Below are 16,840 nucleotides of genomic sequence, written 5' to 3' on the forward strand. Positions count from 1 at the left end.
CACACTTGCCAAGTGAAGGTCACTTGAAAGAAGTGCCATGCCTTCACCACGGTTTCCCGAACCCGTCAACCGTGGCGGGCGCGCAGGCAATGAAAACAGCGGATTTGGACCATGAACGAGGCGGTTTCGCGGCTTGAGGCGGTAAAGGCCAACATCACCAGTGCCGAGAAAGAGGCCGGCCGCGCGGCCGGCTCGGTCACGCTCGTCGCCGTCTCCAAGACCTTTGCGGCCGACGACATCCACCCCGTCATTGAGGCGGGACAACGCGTCTTCGGCGAAAACCGGGTTCAGGAGGCGCAGTCGAAATGGCCGGCGCTGCGCGAGCACTTCCCCGATCTGGAACTACACCTGATCGGCCCGCTGCAATCCAACAAGGCGAAGGAAGCGGTCGCCTTGTTCGACGTCATCGAAACCGTCGATCGCGAGAAGATCGCCGCTGAGCTGGCGAAGGAGATCGACAAGCAGGGCAAGGCGCCGCGCCTCTACGTTCAGGTCAATACCGGGCTCGAAGAGCAGAAGGCCGGCATCGATCCGCGCGAGGCGGTCGCTTTCGTCGCACGCTGCCGCGAGGTCCACGGCCTCGTCATCGAGGGGTTGATGGCGATCCCGCCCTTCGACGAGAATCCGGGACCGCATTTCGCGTTGCTGGAAAAGCTCGCGCGCGAGGCCGGCGTGGAAAAGCTCTCCATGGGAATGTCCGGCGACTACGAGAAGGCGATAGCCTTCGGCGCGACCAGTGTGCGGGTCGGCTCGGCCATCTTCGGCACGCGCTGAAGACCCGCACCTTCACGTCATCCGCACCGTCTCCACGAGAAAATCGAGGAAAGCCCGCACGCGCGCCGGCAGATGCTTGCCTTGTCCGACATAGACCGCGTGGGTCACTTCATTGTCGCCGGGATTGAACGGCTCAAGCAGCGCGACCAGCCGCCCGGCCTCGATGTCCGGTCCGACATGCCAGCGCGCAAGCCGCGCGATGCCGGCCCCCGCAAGTGCCATATGCCGCATCGCCTCGCCGTCGCTCACCAGCGCATTGCCGGAGAGGTTGACCATCGTCGTCTCGCCTCCCGTGCCAAGGAACGGCCAGCCGCTGATATGGCGCACGAAACAGAACGCGAGCAGGTTGTGGCTGGCAAGATCGTCCGGCGTTTGTGGCACGCCGCGCTTTTCCAGATAAGATGGAGCAGCGACCAGCACCATCGGGCTCTGGCCGAGTTTGCGCGCGATCAGGCTCGATTCGCCGAGCGGCCCGGCGCGAATCGCGACGTCAGCCCTCTCCTCCATCAGGTCGATCACATTGTCGGTCAGCACGACGTCGACGCTCACCTCAGGAAAGCGCTCCAGAAAGCGCGGCAGCAGCGGTATCAGCTTGAGCTGGCCGAACGGCACGTAGCTGTTGACGCGCAAGCGCCCGCGCGGTGCGGAACCCGCCGCGGCCTCGCGCTCGGCTGAGAGCATTTCGGCCAGAATGCGCGTTGCGCTCTCGTAGAATCCGGCCCCCTCCGGCGTCAGTTGCAGCTTGCGTGTCGAGCGGCTGACGAGCCGCGCGCCAAGGCGCGCTTCCAGCCGCGCAATCAGCTTGCTGACGGCCGATGGCGTCATGCGAAGCTGGCGGGCGGCAGCGGAGAAGCTGCCCGTTTCCACCACGCGCGCGAACACTTCCATTTCGCCGGAGCGATTGATCTCGGGTCTGGCCATTGTGGAATCTATTTCACAGAAAATATGCCAACGGCAAGGCTGGTTCACAGAGCCTGAGGCCACGATCTTTCGGGTCTCGCGCCCACCGAGGCGCATGACCTGTCTTGAACGGAGCGTCCGATGCCTCTGGCCCTCTATGCACTCACCGCCGGCGCATTCGGCATCGGTGTCACCGAATTCGTTATCATGGGCCTGCTGCTGGAAGTCAGTGCCGATCTCGGCGTGACGATCTCGTCGGCCGGCCTGCTTATTTCCGGCTATGCGCTCGGTGTGGTGGCCGGCGCGCCGTTGCTCGGCGCCTTCACTGGCAAATGGCCGCGCAAGACGCTGCTGATGAGCCTGATGGCGGTGTTCACGCTCGGCAACCTCGCCTGCGCGCTGGCCCCCGACTACTGGTCGCTGATGGCCGCGCGGGTGCTGACCGCCTTCGCCCACGCTTCCTTCTTCGGCGTCGGTTCGGTGGTCGCCACAGGCCTCGTCGCGCCCGACAGAAAGGCGTCGGCGATCGCGGTGATGTTCACCGGCCTCACGGTCGCGAATATCCTCGGCGTCCCCTTCGGCACCTGGCTCGGCCAGGCTTACGGATGGCGGGCGAGCTTCTGGGCCGTGACGCTGATCGGCATCTCGGCTCTTGCGGTGATCGCCTTTCTCGTGCCGGCCGACGAAAAGCCCGAGGACAACGTGGGAACCGCCGGAGCCCTTTCCGTGCTCGGTCGCGGCCCTGTGCTGCTCGGCCTGCTCACCACGGTTCTGAGCTGGGTCGGCGTCTTCGCTGCCTTCACCTACATCGCGCCGATCCTGACGCAGATCACCGGCTTTTCGGATTCTGCCGTCTCGCCGATCCTGCTCGTCTTCGGCGGCGGCCTCGTGGTCGGCAACCTGCTCGGTGGCCGCCTTGCAGACAGGCGCCTCGTGCCGACCATGCTCGGCAGCCTCGTGGTTCTTTCGGTCGTGCTGCTTGGCATGACCTTCGCGATCCACAACCGCATCCTTGCCGTTATCGCCGTGGGGCTGCTCGGTGCCGCCGCCTTCGCCACCGTCGCGCCGTTGCAGATTTGGGTGCTGGAGAAGGCCGAGGGCGCAGGCCAGGGCCTTGCATCGAGCTTCAACATCGCCGCCTTCAACCTCGGCAACGCAATCGGCGCCGGTCTCGGCGGTCTCATAATCGCTCAAGGCCCCGGCCTCGGCGCGATCCCCTGGATCGCCGGCCTCGTGCCGCTTGCAGCGCTGCTCGTCGCCCTCGCCGCCCTGCGCTTGGAACGACGCAGCATCGCGCCGACGCCGGTCCGGGCCTGCCCCGACCCCGCCGAATGACACCCTTCAAACGACCCAGCAAGGAGTTCGAACTATGGAATACAGACGTCTCGGAGCCTCCGGCCTCAAGGTGCCGGCCCTCAGCTTTGGCGCGGGCACCTTCGGTGGCGCCGGCCCGCTGTTCGGCGCCTGGGGCAACACCGACGCCACCGAAGCGCGCCGGCTTGTCGAAATCTGCCTCGAAGCGGGCGTGAACCTCTTCGATACGGCCGATGTCTACTCGAACGGAGCCTCCGAGGAGGTGCTTGGCGCAGCCCTCAAGGGATTGCGCGACGACGTGCTAATCTCGACCAAGATGTCGCTGCCGATGGGCGATGGCCCCAACGACGGCGGTTCGTCTCGATCGCGGCTGATCCAGGGCGTCGAGGACGCATTGCACAGGCTCGACACCGACCGGATCGATATTTTCCAGCTTCATGCCTTCGATGCGGGCACGCCCGTCGAGGAAGTCCTGTCGACGCTGGACACCCTGGTCCGCGACGGCAAGCTCCGTTACGTCGGCGTTTCCAACTTCTCCGGATGGCAGATCATGAAGGCGCTGGCCGTAGCCGACCGGCATGGCTGGCCGCGTTACGTTGCTCACCAGGTCTATTATTCCCTGGTCGGTCGCGACTATGAGTGGGATCTGATGCCGCTTGGCCGGGACGAGGGCGTCGGCGCGCTCGTCTGGAGCCCGCTCGGATGGGGCCGCCTGACCGGCAAGATCAGGCGCGGCCAGCCTCTGCCGGAAGGCAGCAGGCTGCATGATACGGCAAGCTTCGGCCCCCCGGTCGAGGACGAGCATCTCTTCCGGGTCGTCGACGCGCTGGAAGAGGTAGCTGGCGAGGCGGGCAAGACCGTTCCGCAGGTGGCGATCAACTGGCTGTTGCAACGCCCGACCGTTTCGTCGGTCATCATCGGCGCGCGCAACGAGGAGCAGCTCAGGCAGAACCTCGGCGCGGTAGGCTGGTCGCTGACGCCGGAGCAGATCGCAAGGCTCGACGCCGCCAGCGAGGTCACCGCCCCCTACCCGCATTTCCCCTACCGGCGCCAGGAGGGCTTCGCCCGCCTCAATCCGCCCGCGGTCTAAAACAAGCGCCCCGTGCGTCGCCGGTCAGTGCAGTTGCAACTCGCCGGCGACGTTGCGCCATTCGTTCGGCGCAATCAGCTTTCGGTGGGTGTAGGCCACCGAATGCAGCGCGCCCTCGATCTTTTCCTGCCAGAAGTCGATGAACCGGTAGAGTGCCGGGAATTTCGGCGCGATGTCGTAGTGCTGCCAGATAAAGGTTTGCAGCAGGCCGTGATGGTCGGGCATGTGATAGAGGATCTGCGCCGTTGTCAGCCCGTAGCCCTTGAGCATCAGTTCCATTTCCGCATTGTCGGACATGATGGATTCCCCGTTGCCGTTATCTCCTCCACGTGTGAAGTGTGCCGGTAAACTGGTTAACCGTCTACGCATTCATCGCCGATCACGACAGTTTTATCACGTAATTCCAATAGCCTGGCAGCATCAAGGCATGAGTGCTGACAGCGCATCTCGGAACCCGCCTGGCATAGGCGGTGGCGCGTGTATGCCCTGACCACAAGGTCTAATGTTGTGGCCCGGCGCGAATTGGTAATAATGCGCCGCGAATGGCGACCGTCCTTCGCCTGCCGGCCCGCGCACGTGGGAAGGCTGAACAATCCGGGGAGAGAGATTCATGTCCGAAGTCAAGCTTCATCGCGTCCAGCCAGCGTGGAAGAAAGGCGCGCTGATCGATAACGACACCTATCTGAAATGGTATCGGGACAGCGTGAAGAACCCGGAGAAGTTCTGGGACAAGCATGGCAAGCGCATCGACTGGTTCAAGCCCTATACGAAGGTCAAGAACACCTCGTTTTCCGGCAAGGTCTCGATCAAGTGGTTCGAGGACGGGCAGACCAACGTCGCCTACAACTGCATCGACCGCCACCTGAAGAAGCGCGGCGATCAGGTCGCGATCATCTGGGAAGGCGACAACCCCTACGACGACAAGAAGATCACCTATAACGAGCTCTACGAGCACGTCTGCCGGCTGGCCAACGTGATGAAGAAGCACGGCGTCAAGAAGGGCGACCGGGTCACCATCTACATGCCGATGATCCCCGAGGCGACCTATGCGATGCTCGCCTGCGCCCGCATCGGCGCGGTGCATTCGGTCGTCTTCGGCGGCTTCTCGCCCGACGCGCTGGCAGGCCGGATCGTCGATTGCGAATCGACCTTCGTCATCACCGCCGACGAGGGCCTGCGCGGCGGTCGTGGCATTCCGCTCAAGGAGAACACCGATAAGGCGATCGACATCGCCGCAAGAAACCATGTCATGGTCAAGAACGTGCTGGTGGTGCGGCGCACGGGCGGCAAGGTCGGCTGGGCCGAGGGCCGCGACCTCTGGTATCATGACGAGGTGCGCACGGTTAAGGCTGAGTGCAAGCCCGAGAAGATGAAGGCGGAGGACCCGCTGTTCATCCTCTACACCTCCGGCTCGACCGGCAAGCCGAAGGGCGTTCTGCACACCACCGGCGGCTATCTCGTCTATGCCTCGATGACGCATCAATACGTCTTCGACTACCATGACGGGGACATCTACTGGTGCACCGCCGATGTCGGCTGGGTGACCGGCCATTCCTATATCGTCTACGGCCCGCTCGCCAACGGCGCGACGACGCTGATGTTCGAGGGCGTGCCCAACTATCCCACCGCCGGCCGCTTCTGGGAGGTGGTCGACAAGCACAAGGTCAACATCTTCTACACTGCACCCACCGCCATCCGCGCGCTGATGGGCGCTGGCGACGACCTTGTGAAAAAGTCATCGCGCAAGACGCTGAAGGTGCTGGGCTCGGTCGGCGAGCCGATCAACCCGGAAGCCTGGGAATGGTATTTCAACGTCGTCGGCGAAAAGAAGGTACCCATCGTCGACACATGGTGGCAGACCGAGACCGGCGGCATCCTGATCACGCCGCTTCCCGGCGCGACCGACCTCAAGGCAGGCTCGGCGACGCGGCCTTTCTTCGGGGTCCAGCCGCAGCTCGTCGACAATGACGGCAACGTGCTCGAGGGCGCTGCCGACGGCAATCTCTGCATCGTCGATTCCTGGCCCGGCCAGATGCGCACGGTTTATGGCGACCATGACCGTTTCATCCAGACCTACTTCGCCACCTACAAGGGCAAGTATTTCACCGGCGATGGCTGCCGGCGCGACGCGGACGGATACTACTGGATCACCGGCCGCGTCGACGACGTGCTCAATGTGTCGGGCCACCGCATGGGCACGGCCGAGGTGGAATCGGCACTGGTCAGCCACGACAAGGTCTCCGAGGCCGCCGTCGTCGGCTATCCGCACGACGTCAAGGGTCAGGGCATCTACTGCTACGTTACCCTGATGGCCGGCGAGCAAGGCTCCGACGCGCTGCGCAAGGAGCTGGTCGCCCATGTGCGCAAGGAAATCGGCCCGATCGCCTCACCGGACCTGATCCAGTTCTCGCCCGGCCTGCCCAAGACCCGCTCAGGCAAGATCATGCGGCGCATTCTGCGCAAAATCGCCGAGGACGATTTCGGTGCGCTGGGCGACACTTCGACGCTCGCGGATCCCGGTGTGGTGGACGACCTGGTCGAGAACCGACAAAACAAGAAGAAGTGACGTCGCGTAAGCGCGGACTTGCGAAAACGTCCTGACTGTCCCACATTGGGCATGTGTTCAACGAACTGAAAGGAGGTGATCCAATGTCGAGTGATTCCATGTTCCGTAGCGTGGTCCCGGCGGATCGTCCTTTCGGGAAGCAGTCTTCCTGACAGGCGCGTGAAGCGCGGCCGGCGACCGGAGCTTCGGCGAGGGTTGTCGCCACGGGTCGCGCCACAGAACGGAAACACGAGGGCCGCTCTTTCGAGCGGCCCTTTTTCTTGCCGTTTGCGTTTTCTTACTTTGTCAGAGCCAGGCTCTCGATGTTCCTGACGATAGCCTTGAAAGCCTGATCGAGTTCTGAACCCGACGACGTGTCGTAGAAGAAGGTAACACCGCTGGTTGCGGGCGAGGCGCAATCCTTCATCAGGTCCCTCGCCGACGCGTTCGGCAGTTTGAAGCCGATGGTAAATATCTTGATGCCGGCGGCGCGCATGTTCGTGCAAAGCTGCTTTGCATGCGGGATCGAGCGCGTCGCTGCAGCGTTGCCATAGGCCAGATTGGCGGTCGTCGCTCCGGCAAAGTTCAGGTTGAACTCGCCATCGGTCATGAGGATGGCGAACTTGCCGACCTCCTCCTCGTCATAGGGGCCGGCAGCCGCGCTGGCGGGGACGACATCCTTCCATTTGTCGGAGAGCATGTACCAGGCCCACTGAATGCCGACATGCCCCCCGGTGCCGCCGTCGGCAACGAAGTTGTTGATGGTGTCGGTCAGGGTTTTCTTGTTGGCAGTCAGCGGAACCAGGGCCGCCGCTGGGCAGCGTACGCTTTTCGTATACCCCGCATCGCCGTCTGCGAACTCTGTCAGGAAATAATCCCTGTTGGCCATCGCCACATTCGGACCCTTGTCCGTGTAGATTTCGGCACCTCTTCGCTCGGTCGAGCAGTTGTCCGGACGCAGGAGCGCGGAGACGAGGTTGAGGAGGTTGGTGTTGGGAACGCTCCTGCCGCGATCCGACTTGCTCTTTTCGACATAGACGGACTTGTAGGCGATGGACGAACCGACATTGACGGAGTTTGAGTAGGGCACGAGTGCGATGCGCACGCGGTCATCCAGGTTCTTGCCACCCAGCAGCAGGTTGACCGCATTCGTTGCCGCCTTCTGGAGGTCACCCAGCTTGTCGTCCGATCCGGCCTTTTTCATGGAGCCTGTCAAGTCGAGCGCCATTGCAATCTCGATCTTACGATCGGAGTAGATCGCTGCGGATTCGGCTGTAATCTTCTGATGGTTTGCCGTCCCGAACAGGGCGAAGGCAAGGTCGAGTTCCACGCTTGCCTTTGCTTCCACCGTCCGGGCCACAGGATCGATAACGATGCTGTCGAGCGTCAAACGGCCTTCTTCGGCATAGGCGCGCTGCCCGTTGGCCAGCAGAAAGGCCTCCACCACGCCCCGCGCCTCATCCTTGGTGATGACGCCCGTCGTCAGGTCGCGGGCCGTGGACGTCACCGCCGAGTCCAGCGCCGCGAGCAGGTTCGACTTCGTAATCGATATCTGCGCAACGTTGAGGCCGTAGCCGGATGCCAGCACCAGCAGCGGTGCCGTCACAGCCATCATCAAACCGAAATTGCCGCGGCGATTGCGCCTAAAGCGCGCTCCGAGCCGCCCAAAACCCCCGACCTTCCGCATCGCCTGTCTCCATTCACAACAAGTGACATCGTTCGCCATAGCCCTGCATCCGATGGGCCGGTGCGGGCGAAATCACGGTCGATAAGGCGCGAAATACGTTAAAGTCCTGTTTTTTACTGGCTGAAGCTGTTGGCGTGGTTGGTGGCAGGTTAACGCGCTGAGACAAAAGAAAACCGGCTCGTCGGCTATCCGGGATTCGTGTGTTTCATTTCAGATCAACTTGCACCGTTGGCATCGCGATTGTCGCAAAATAGCACACGGCGCCCGTTCCCATAATGACGCACCAAACCTTGGGTAATCAGGGCTTCCGCGATCGAGGGGCCTGCCGCGATTGCCGCATCGGCCAGGACCCTGCCGTAATATTTGCCGCCGCCGACATGCGAGAGCACCACCTGCCGCCCCTCAATCAGCCGCTCAAGTGCGGCCTTCGCCTGCATGGCCGCTCGCTTTTCCGCGCGGCAGCGGCTGCGCAGCTCAGGCGCGTCTATGCCTCGGATACGCACGGCAACCCGTACCCTGTGCCCCGGCCACACAAGCGCTTCTGCCTCGAAGGTGTCTCCGTCGATAACACGCAGCACGCGTGCGTTGACCGGCCCGTCCACGAGTTCGGAAGCTGACGCTGGGAGCAACCAGAAAACACAAATGGCTATCGATATGAGCCGCGCATAGGTCATCATAGGATCATATTCCTATCATGATCTGTGCGCAAGCACCCCTGCTAGGTTGTTACCCGAGCCTAGAAGTCGCTGGCCATGCCCTTGACCTCCCAGTCGCCGTAGCGGGCGGGATCGAGCCCGTCGCGTCCACCGAGCTCCTTCGGTCTTTCGGCTTCGCGCTTCAGTGACTGCGCGCGGCGGGCCTCTGCCTCGGCGAGCGCCCGACGGGCAGCATCGCTCAGCGGCCTGGGCGCGGTTTCGTCCCGGGTTTCCGATAGTTCGGTCACGGGCGCGTCACGCATGCGGCTTTCCCTCGAAACATTGAATTTCCTTTGGTCGCTGCCCATCATATAGACGGTTCGCCGGGCGGGATCGACCCGGGACAACCAGTTTCGGAAACGGAGTTCTGCATGAACGTGATCCGCACAGCGATGCTCCTTGCCCTGATGACGGCGCTCTTCATGGGCATCGGCTACATGATCGGCGGCTCGGGCGGCATGATGATCGCGTTCGTCATCGCTGCCGGCATGAACCTGTTCAGCTACTGGAACGCCGACAAGATGGTCCTGCGGATGCACCACGCGGTCGAAGTCGACGAGCGGAACGCACCCGAATATTACGGCATCGTGCGTGAGCTGGCCGCACGCGCCGAATTGCCGATGCCGAAGGTCTACCTGATCGACAACGCGCAGCCCAACGCCTTTGCCACCGGCCGCAATCCGCAGAACGCGGCGGTGGCCGCCACCACCGGCCTACTGCAGCGGTTGAGCCGCGAGGAAGTGGCCGGCGTCATGGCGCACGAGTTGGCGCACGTGCAGAACCGCGACACGCTGACCATGACGATAACGGCAACGCTGGCCGGCGCCATCTCGATGCTTGGCAACTTCGCCTTCTTCATGGGCGGCAGCCGCGACAATAACAATCCGTTCGGCATTATCGGCGTGCTGCTGGCGATCATCGTGGCGCCGATTGCCGCGATGATCGTGCAGATGGCGATCAGCCGCACGCGTGAATACGCCGCCGACAGGCGCGGCGCCGAAATCTGCGGACAGCCGATATGGCTGGCCTCCGCGCTCGACAAGATCGCCCGCAACGCCAAGGCGATCCACAATCAGGATGCCGAGCGCAATCCGGCCACGGCCCACATGTTCATCATCAATCCGCTCTCGGGTGAGCGGATGGACAATCTCTTCTCGACTCACCCGAATACCGAGAACCGTATTGCCGCGCTGCGCGCAATGGCCCAGGAGTTCGGTGGCGGCGGCCAGCCGGCACAACCTGCCCAGGAGCAGCCGCGGGCGCCGCACGATGAAACCCAGGCCGGCCCATGGGGCGGCAGGCCCACGCTGGCACCGCCGCCTGCCGCGCCTGAAAAACCGCAGTCAAATCCGTGGGGTCGCAATCCGACGGGCCCGCGGAGCCGCAGGTCGTGACGGATGGTCGTCGCCGCGCTCACGGCGGCCCGGCCCGCAAGCCAGACCCCTTCGCCCACACGCCCGGTCTTGCTTCGCGCAAGGCGGCCGCCCGCCTGCTGGCGGCGATTGTCGACGCGCGAACTTCGCTCGACGGACTGACGGATCACGAGAACGGCCATCCGCAGTTCCTGGCGCTCGACATGCGCGACCGCGCACTGGTCCGTGCGATCCTGACGACGGCTCTGCGCTTCCGTGGTACCATCCAGGCGCTGATCGACGCCCGCCTCGATCGGCCTCTGCCCGCCAACGCGCATGCGCTTTCGCACGTGCTTCACGTCGCAGCCGCCCAGATGCTGTTTCTCGACGTCCCGGATTCGGCCGCCGTCGACATCGCCGTCACGCAGGCGAAGTCCGATCCTCGCACCAGCCGCTTCGCGGCGCTCGTCAATGGCGTGCTGCGTGAGATCGCCCGGCGCAAGGAGCGCGCGCTGCCGGCAGCCCTCGCCGAGGCCGTCGACGCGCCGGAATGGTTCGTCGAGCGGCTGGAAAACGCCTATGGTAAGACGCAGGCGGCAGCGATCCTCGCCGCCCACCGGATCGAGGCCCCAATCGACCTCACCGTCAAATCGAACCCCCAGGATTGGGCGGAGCGGTTGGGCGGCACCGTCCTGCCGACAGGCGGCGTGCGGCTTGGGACGGTCGAGGGCCCTATCACCGAGCTTCCCGGCTTTGCCGAAGGCGAATGGTGGGTCCAGGACGCCGCAGCCGCCATCCCCGCGCAGCTTCTTGGCGACATCGCCGGCCTTCGGGTCGCAGATTTGTGCGCCGCGCCTGGCGGCAAGACCGCGCAGCTCGCGCTCGCCGGCGCCGATGTGACGGCGCTTGAAATCTCGGCCAACCGCGCGCGCCGTCTGTCTGCCAATCTGGAGCGGCTAGGGCTCGAGGTAGAGATCGTCGTTTCGGACCTCTTCGCATTCGAGCCCACGACCGCGTTCGATGCCGTGCTGCTGGATGCGCCCTGCTCTTCGACCGGTACGGTTCGCCGCCATCCCGACGTGCCATGGACCAAAGGCCCCGAGGATGTGGCAAAACTGGCCGCGCTGCAGGCGCGTATGCTCGCGCGCGCGGTGGAAATGGTGAAGCCAGGCGGGCTCATCGTCTTTTCGAACTGCTCGCTCGACCCGCTGGAAGGCGAGGCGCTCTTTCGAGACTTCGTTGCAACGCGCCCGGACACCGTGCCCGAACCCGTGAAGCCCGGCGAATTTGGCTTTGCCGACCCGTTTCTAGGCGATGATGGAACCGTGCGCACGACGCCGGCCGGTCTCGATCTTGGGGAGCCGGCCCTGTCAGGCCTGGACGGCTTTTTCGCAGCGCGCCTGCGCCGTCGCAGCTGATCTCCAAGAGAATTTCAGCCTTCGCATAAATTCTTGAATCATCTAGTGTATTGGCAACTTCGGCGGTCCGGGGCTGCGATTCGGAGGTTGGACAACTTGGCGGTTGCGAGGGGTAATTCCCCGCAAATATGGGCACTTGTCGCATCGACGATGTGGCGAAGGCTGCGCGGCAGGTTGCGCGTCGGCCCGGTTTACCGATGGCGGTTCACCGGCCGCACGCCTGAGCGCGTGCTGATCGCTCCGCCGGACCTGCGGCTCGCCGACCCGCAGATCGCCCACGAGATCTATCACGGTCGCTTCCCGTTCGCGGGCTACATGGTCGAAACGGACGGAGCATCGCCCTTCGCCGTCGAAATACCGAGCGCCGCCTGGCTTGCCTCGCTGCACGGCTTTCGCTGGCTGCGCCACATGCGCGCTGCCGAAACGGAACTTGCGGCCGCCAATGCCCGCGCTCTGGTGAGCGACTGGATCGCCCTGCACGGCCGTCGGATCGGTGGTGTCGCGTGGACCCCCGCCATCACCGCCCGCCGCGTGATCGCATGGCTGCAGCATTCCGCGGTCGTTCTGCAGGGTGCGGAGTTTCCGTTCTATCGCGCCTTCCTCAAGTCGCTTGCCGTCCAGATCCGCTATCTGCGCGCAACCGCGCCGGAAATGCCGGACGGAGAGGACAAGCTGCGCGCCCGCATCGCGCTTGCCTTCGCGGCCCTCTCGCTGCCTGCCCCGCCTTCGGCCCTGCGCAATGCGTCGCGCCTGCTGTCAGCCGAACTGGAGCGGCAGATCCTGCCGGACGGCGGGCACATCTCGCGCAATCCGGAAGCCATCCTCGAATTGCTGGCGGACCTGCTGCCGCTGCGCCAGACCTATTCCAATCAGGCCGAGGCGCCGCCCGAAGCGTTGATTGGCGCGGTCGAACGCATGCTGCCGGCTTTGCGCTTCTATCGTCACCAGGACGGCACGCTCGCGCGCTTCAACGGCATGGGCGCCACCAGTCACGACCGGGTCGCGGCGATCCTCCACCACGACGATACCGCCGGCGCGCCGCTGCTGCACGCGCCCTATTCAGGCTACGAGCGGCTTTCGATGGGCGGGGTGACGGTCATCGCGGACACGGGTATGCCGCCGCCGGCGGAGGTGTCGCATGCCGCGCAGGCGGGATGCCTGTCCTTCGAGCTGTCGTCCGGCAGGAGCCATTTCGTCGTCAATTGCGGTGTCGACACCTACGGATCCGACGATTTCAGGCCGCTGGCGCGCTCAACGGCGGCCCACTCCACCGCGACGCTCAACGATACGTCTTCCGCGCGCTTCGCGTTGACCCAGGGGTTTGCAGGCATCATCGGCGCGCCGTTGCTTTCGGGGCCACGCTCCGTCCCGTGCAAACGCATGGATTCGGCGGGCATACAGTCTTTCGTCGCGCGCCACGACGCCTATGTCGCTCGTTTCGGCCTCTATCACGAGCGCGAGCTGGCACTGGGCGCGGGCGGCGAGTTGCTGGAGGGCATCGACCGCATATTCCGACGGGGCGGTGAGGTCGCAAGGGCCGACGGCCGCGACCAGACTGTCGTGCGCTTTCACCTCCACCCCGACGTCGCCCTGTTCGAGAACAAGCGCAGCGAGCTGGTGCTTGCCACCCCCGGCAACGAGGAACGTTGGGAATTCTCCTGCGAGGAACTGGCGCCGGAGGTGGAGGAATCGCTGTTCTTCGCCGGTCTCGGTGGCCCCCGCCGCAGCCGCCAGATCGTTCTGGCCTACAACGCGTCCGATCATCCGGAAATCCACTGGCGCTTCCTGCGCATCTGACGCCCGGTCATTTGCATTCCGCCCCCGCTGTGCTACGGCCCGCCCATCCCCGCAGCCGCAAGATGGAGCCTGCCGCTTATGGCCGTCGCCTCGAAGAACATTCCCGCTCCCGATCTCGTCAAGGCGCGCCGCGCGCTGCTTTCCGTGTCAGACAAGACCGGGCTGGTCGACCTCGCCCGCGCACTTCTCGCGGCTGGCATCGAGCTGGTCTCGACCGGCGGCACGGCAAAGGCGATCGCCGAGGCGGGCATCGCGGTGAAGGACGTCTCCGACATCACTGGCTTCCCCGAGATCATGGACGGCCGCGTCAAGACCCTGCATCCATCCGTTCATGGCGGCCTTCTCGCGATCCGCGACGATGCGGAACACGCAGCGGCAATGCGGGAGCACGGCATCGGGCCGATCGACATCGCAATCATCAATCTCTACCCGTTCGAGGAAGTCCGCGCGGCCGGCGGCGACTATGCGTCGGTGGTCGAGAACATCGACATCGGGGGCCCGGCCATGGTGCGGGCATCCGCCAAGAACCACGCCTATGTTGCGATCGTCACAGACCCTGCCGACTACGCGCGACTGACGGAGACGCTGGCCGCGAATGACGGCGCCACGCCCTACCGCTTCCGTCAGGAACTGGCGGCGAAGGCCTATGCGCGCACAGCCGCCTATGACGCGGCGATCTCGGGCTGGTTCGCGGAAGCGCTCGACATCGAGGCTCCGGCCTGGCGCGCCTTCGGCGGAAAGCTTGAAACCGTCATGCGCTACGGCGAGAACCCGCACCAGAAGGCCGGCTTCTATGTCAACGGCGACAAGCGGCCCGGCGTCGCCACCGCCCGCCAGCTCCAGGGCAAGCAGCTTTCCTACAATAACGTCAACGACACCGACGCCGCCTTCGAGCTCGTCGCCGAGTTCGATCCGGCGCGCACAGCCGCCGTCGCGATCATCAAGCACGCCAACCCCTGTGGCGTGGCGGAGGGCGATAGCCTGCGCGAGGCCTATCTCGCGGCGCTTGCCTGCGACCCGGTTTCGGCATTCGGCGGCATCGTCGCGCTCAACCGCCTGCTTGACGCAGAAGCCGCGGAAGAGATCGTGAAGACCTTCACTGAGGTGATCATCGCGCCCGAGGCATCGCCCGAAGCCACCGCAATCGTCGCGGCCAAGAAGAACCTGCGGCTGCTGGTGACCGACGGCCTGCCGGACCCGCGCGCCGCCGGCATCATGGCGAAGTCGGTCGCAGGCGGCCTCCTGGTGCAATCACGCGACAATGCCGTGGTCGATGACCTCGACCTCAAGGTGGTGACGAAGCGCGCGCCGTCAGATGCCGAGATGGTCGACCTGCGCTTCGCCTTCCGCGTGGCCAAGCACGTCAAGTCCAACGCCATCGTCTACGCGCGGGGCGGCGCGACCGTCGGCATCGGAGCAGGCCAGATGAGCCGCGTGGACTCCTCGCGCATTGCCGCCCGCAAGGCGCTGGATGCAGCGGAAGCTGCCGGGGCCGGCGAGCCGCTGACGAAAGGCTCGGTGGTCGCCTCCGACGCCTTCTTCCCGTTTGCCGACGGACTGCTCGCAGCCGTCGAGGCAGGCGCTACTGCGGTCATCCAGCCCGGTGGCTCGATGCGCGACGACGAGGTCATCGCGGCGGCCGACGAGCATGGCATCGCCATGGTCTTCACCGGAGTGCGCCACTTCCGGCATTGAGGCTGTCGAACGCCCCCTCCACCGCCTTCGGCGGTCCCCCTCCCCCATAAATGGGGGAGGATCCAGCGTTGCGGCCGTCCGCACCCTCGGTTCCTCCCCTGCGAAGCGGGGGAGGGGGACCACGAAGTGGTGGAGGGGCGTTCGCGTAACCTCCGAGCCTCCACCTCAGGGCCCTGCCACCTCATATTGCCGGCTCTTGACCATCGGCAGCAGCACCAGCCCGATCATGAACAGTACGATGATCGGCGTGACGCCCAGCCGCTGTGCCTCCTGGGTCGATAGCCCGAAAGCTTCCTGCGCGAAGAAGGCGGTGGCGAACGCGATCGCCAGCGGGCCGATGAAGGTGGTGGCCTTGCCCGACAGCGCGTAGAGGCCGAACGCCTCTGTCACCTTGTCGCGGTCCACCTGGTCGACCAGCAGCGTGCGCGAAGCCGCCTGGATTGCGCCGCCGGCCGCGCCGATCAGCGCCCCGGCGACATAGAAGGTGATGTCCGGCAGGCCGCTACCGCCGGCGGCCTCGGCAACCGTGATGAAGAGCACCTGCGTCTGCGTGGTCGAGATGACCAGCAGGCAGCAGAAGGTGAGGATCAGGATCGACCAGCTCACCACGACCTTGGGGCCGTAGCGCTGGTCGGCGCGGCCGCCAAGCCAGGCGCCGGCCGCCCCCGTGATGTTGGCGAGGATGCCGAAGATGCCGATCTGGATGATCGACCAGCCGAGCACGCCCGCCGCATAGATGCCGCCGAAGGCATAAAGCGCATTGAGCGCGTCACGGTAGAACATGCTCGACATCAGGAAGCTGAAATAGCTGCGCTCGCCCGGCAGCCGCCGCAGCGTCTTGCCAAGTTGCGAAAGCCCTTCCTTGACCGCACCGGAGACCGAAGGCTTGCGCTTCACATCGGGCGTAAACAGGAACATCGGCAGCACGAACACCACGTACCACAGCGCCGTCAGCGGGCCTGAAGACCGGTCCCCCTCCCGCATGGCCGGATCGAGCCCGAACAGCGGCTCGAAGCCCAGCAGCGTGCGGCCCGTTTCCGGCGATGCGGAGAGGAAGCCGAGCACGAGGACGAGCGTGATGAGACCGCCAAGATAGCCGAGCCCCCACGCCGAGCCCGAAAGCCGGCCGAGCTCGGAGCGGGGCACCAGCGTCGGCATCATCGCGTTGTTGAAGACGGCTGCGAACTCCATGCCGAACACCGCCAGCGCGATCGCCAGGAGCACGAATGTCAGGTTCTCCATGCCGGGCACAGCGAACCACAGCGCCCAGCAGCCGATCACGCCGAGAATCGAGAACGCGAAGATCCAAGGCTTACGGGGGCCGCTGGCGTCCGCAATCGCGCCGAGCACCGGCGACGACAGCGCGATCAGCAGGCCGCCTATGCCGGTGGCATACCCCCAGAGTTCCTGCCCGCGCGCGGCGTCCGGAGCCACGGCCGCTGCGAAATAAGGGGCGAAGACGAAGGTGATGATGAGCGTGTGGAAAGGCTGCTGCGCCCAGTCGAACAGCATCCAGCCCCAGATTCCGCGCTTCGGCGCGCGCGTTTCCTCAACCATCACCCCTCCCGATATC

14 protein-coding genes are annotated in these 16,840 nt (G+C 64.8%); 8 read left to right on the forward strand and 6 right to left on the reverse strand.

Annotated elements, in window-relative coordinates:
• The first annotated feature begins 111 nt into the window (after positions 1-111).
• Entirely contained in the window at positions 112-774 is a 663-nt protein-coding gene (locus V1479_RS00485; protein WP_368801203.1) for a YggS family pyridoxal phosphate-dependent enzyme, read from the forward strand.
• Between the two features lie 12 nt (positions 775-786).
• Here V1479_RS00485 and V1479_RS00490 read toward each other — a convergent pair whose 3' ends face one another.
• A complete protein-coding gene (locus V1479_RS00490; protein WP_368801204.1) occupies positions 787-1,695 on the reverse strand; it encodes a LysR family transcriptional regulator in 909 nt (302 codons plus the stop codon).
• Between the two features lie 120 nt (positions 1,696-1,815).
• On the opposite strand from V1479_RS00490, the gene V1479_RS00495 reads away from it, so the two are divergent.
• The gene (locus V1479_RS00495) at positions 1,816-3,009 is read left to right on the forward strand and encodes an MFS transporter (protein ID WP_368801205.1); all 1,194 of its coding nucleotides are present in this window, start codon (positions 1,816-1,818) and stop codon (positions 3,007-3,009) included.
• Between the two features lie 34 nt (positions 3,010-3,043).
• Positions 3,044-4,078 carry an aldo/keto reductase gene (locus tag V1479_RS00500; protein WP_368801206.1) on the forward strand — a complete coding sequence of 345 codons (1,035 nt, stop codon included), beginning with the start codon at positions 3,044-3,046 and terminating at the stop codon, positions 4,076-4,078.
• A gap of 24 nt (positions 4,079-4,102) precedes the next feature.
• Here the strand turns inward: V1479_RS00500 and V1479_RS00505 are convergent, their stop codons facing one another.
• Positions 4,103-4,375 (reverse strand): usg protein, encoded by a 273-nt coding sequence (locus tag V1479_RS00505; protein ID WP_368801207.1) that lies wholly within the window; start codon positions 4,373-4,375, stop codon positions 4,103-4,105.
• A 313-nt stretch (positions 4,376-4,688) separates the two neighbouring features.
• Here V1479_RS00505 and acs point away from each other — a divergent pair, with 313 nt between their 5' ends.
• Positions 4,689-6,644 carry an acetate--CoA ligase gene (gene acs, locus V1479_RS00510; RefSeq protein WP_368801208.1) on the forward strand — a complete coding sequence of 652 codons (1,956 nt, stop codon included), beginning with the start codon at positions 4,689-4,691 and terminating at the stop codon, positions 6,642-6,644.
• Between the two features lie 277 nt (positions 6,645-6,921).
• On the opposite strand, the gene V1479_RS00515 is transcribed toward acs, so the two are convergent.
• From V1479_RS00515 to V1479_RS00525, 3 genes are all read right to left on the reverse strand, one after another.
• On the reverse strand, positions 6,922-8,310 hold the full coding sequence (locus V1479_RS00515; protein ID WP_368801209.1) for a vWA domain-containing protein: 1,389 nt from the start codon (positions 8,308-8,310) through the stop codon (positions 6,922-6,924).
• Between the two features lie 215 nt (positions 8,311-8,525).
• Complete coding sequence (locus V1479_RS00520; RefSeq protein ID WP_368801210.1) at positions 8,526-8,987, reverse strand: thermonuclease family protein; 462 nt, start codon at positions 8,985-8,987, stop codon at positions 8,526-8,528.
• A gap of 59 nt (positions 8,988-9,046) precedes the next feature.
• A complete protein-coding gene (locus V1479_RS00525; RefSeq protein WP_368801211.1) occupies positions 9,047-9,268 on the reverse strand; it encodes a DUF1674 domain-containing protein in 222 nt (73 codons plus the stop codon).
• Positions 9,269-9,376: 108 nt separating this feature from the next.
• On the opposite strand from V1479_RS00525, the gene htpX reads away from it, so the two are divergent.
• The 4 genes from htpX to purH all read left to right on the forward strand — a co-directional run bounded on the left by htpX (position 9,377) and on the right by purH (position 15,267).
• Positions 9,377-10,399 carry a zinc metalloprotease HtpX gene (gene htpX / locus V1479_RS00530; protein WP_368801212.1) on the forward strand — a complete coding sequence of 341 codons (1,023 nt, stop codon included), beginning with the start codon at positions 9,377-9,379 and terminating at the stop codon, positions 10,397-10,399.
• On the forward strand, positions 10,396-11,775 hold the full coding sequence (locus tag V1479_RS00535; protein WP_368801213.1) for an RsmB/NOP family class I SAM-dependent RNA methyltransferase: 1,380 nt from the start codon (positions 10,396-10,398) through the stop codon (positions 11,773-11,775). The genes htpX and V1479_RS00535 overlap by 4 nt, the downstream gene beginning before the upstream one ends.
• Positions 11,776-11,925: 150 nt before the next feature.
• Complete coding sequence (locus V1479_RS00540; RefSeq protein WP_368801964.1) at positions 11,926-13,572, forward strand: heparinase II/III family protein; 1,647 nt, start codon at positions 11,926-11,928, stop codon at positions 13,570-13,572.
• Positions 13,573-13,650: 78 nt separating this feature from the next.
• Positions 13,651-15,267, forward strand: a complete 1,617-nt coding sequence (purH, locus tag V1479_RS00545) for a bifunctional phosphoribosylaminoimidazolecarboxamide formyltransferase/IMP cyclohydrolase (RefSeq protein ID WP_368801214.1) — start codon at positions 13,651-13,653, stop codon at positions 15,265-15,267.
• A gap of 165 nt (positions 15,268-15,432) precedes the next feature.
• Here purH and V1479_RS00550 read toward each other — a convergent pair whose 3' ends face one another.
• Entirely contained in the window at positions 15,433-16,824 is a 1,392-nt protein-coding gene (locus V1479_RS00550; RefSeq protein WP_173188989.1) for an MFS transporter, read from the reverse strand.
• Positions 16,825-16,840: the final 16 nt, after the last annotated feature.

It is taken from the genome of Neoaquamicrobium sediminum (genome assembly GCF_040970315.1).
Lineage (GTDB): Bacteria > Pseudomonadota > Alphaproteobacteria > Rhizobiales > Rhizobiaceae > Aerobium > Aerobium sediminum.

Excerpts from the sequence above, each read along its gene's own strand:
- V1479_RS00485 (WP_368801203.1), top strand. The coding sequence starts at position 112 with ATGAACGAGGCGGTTTCGCGGCTTGAGGCGGTAAAGGCCAACATCACC.
- V1479_RS00490 (WP_368801204.1), bottom strand. The coding sequence starts at position 1,695 with ATGGCCAGACCCGAGATCAATCGCTCCGGCGAAATGGAAGTGTTCGCG.
- V1479_RS00495 (WP_368801205.1), top strand. The coding sequence starts at position 1,816 with ATGCCTCTGGCCCTCTATGCACTCACCGCCGGCGCATTCGGCATCGGT.
- V1479_RS00500 (WP_368801206.1), top strand. The coding sequence starts at position 3,044 with ATGGAATACAGACGTCTCGGAGCCTCCGGCCTCAAGGTGCCGGCCCTC.
- V1479_RS00505 (WP_368801207.1), bottom strand. The coding sequence starts at position 4,375 with ATGTCCGACAATGCGGAAATGGAACTGATGCTCAAGGGCTACGGGCTG.
- acs (WP_368801208.1), top strand. The coding sequence starts at position 4,689 with ATGTCCGAAGTCAAGCTTCATCGCGTCCAGCCAGCGTGGAAGAAAGGC.
- V1479_RS00515 (WP_368801209.1), bottom strand. The coding sequence starts at position 8,310 with ATGCGGAAGGTCGGGGGTTTTGGGCGGCTCGGAGCGCGCTTTAGGCGC.
- V1479_RS00520 (WP_368801210.1), bottom strand. The coding sequence starts at position 8,987 with ATGATGACCTATGCGCGGCTCATATCGATAGCCATTTGTGTTTTCTGG.
- V1479_RS00525 (WP_368801211.1), bottom strand. The coding sequence starts at position 9,268 with ATGCGTGACGCGCCCGTGACCGAACTATCGGAAACCCGGGACGAAACC.
- htpX (WP_368801212.1), top strand. The coding sequence starts at position 9,377 with ATGAACGTGATCCGCACAGCGATGCTCCTTGCCCTGATGACGGCGCTC.
- V1479_RS00540 (WP_368801964.1), top strand. The coding sequence starts at position 11,926 with ATGTGGCGAAGGCTGCGCGGCAGGTTGCGCGTCGGCCCGGTTTACCGA.
- purH (WP_368801214.1), top strand. The coding sequence starts at position 13,651 with ATGGCCGTCGCCTCGAAGAACATTCCCGCTCCCGATCTCGTCAAGGCG.
- V1479_RS00550 (WP_173188989.1), bottom strand. The coding sequence starts at position 16,824 with ATGGTTGAGGAAACGCGCGCGCCGAAGCGCGGAATCTGGGGCTGGATG.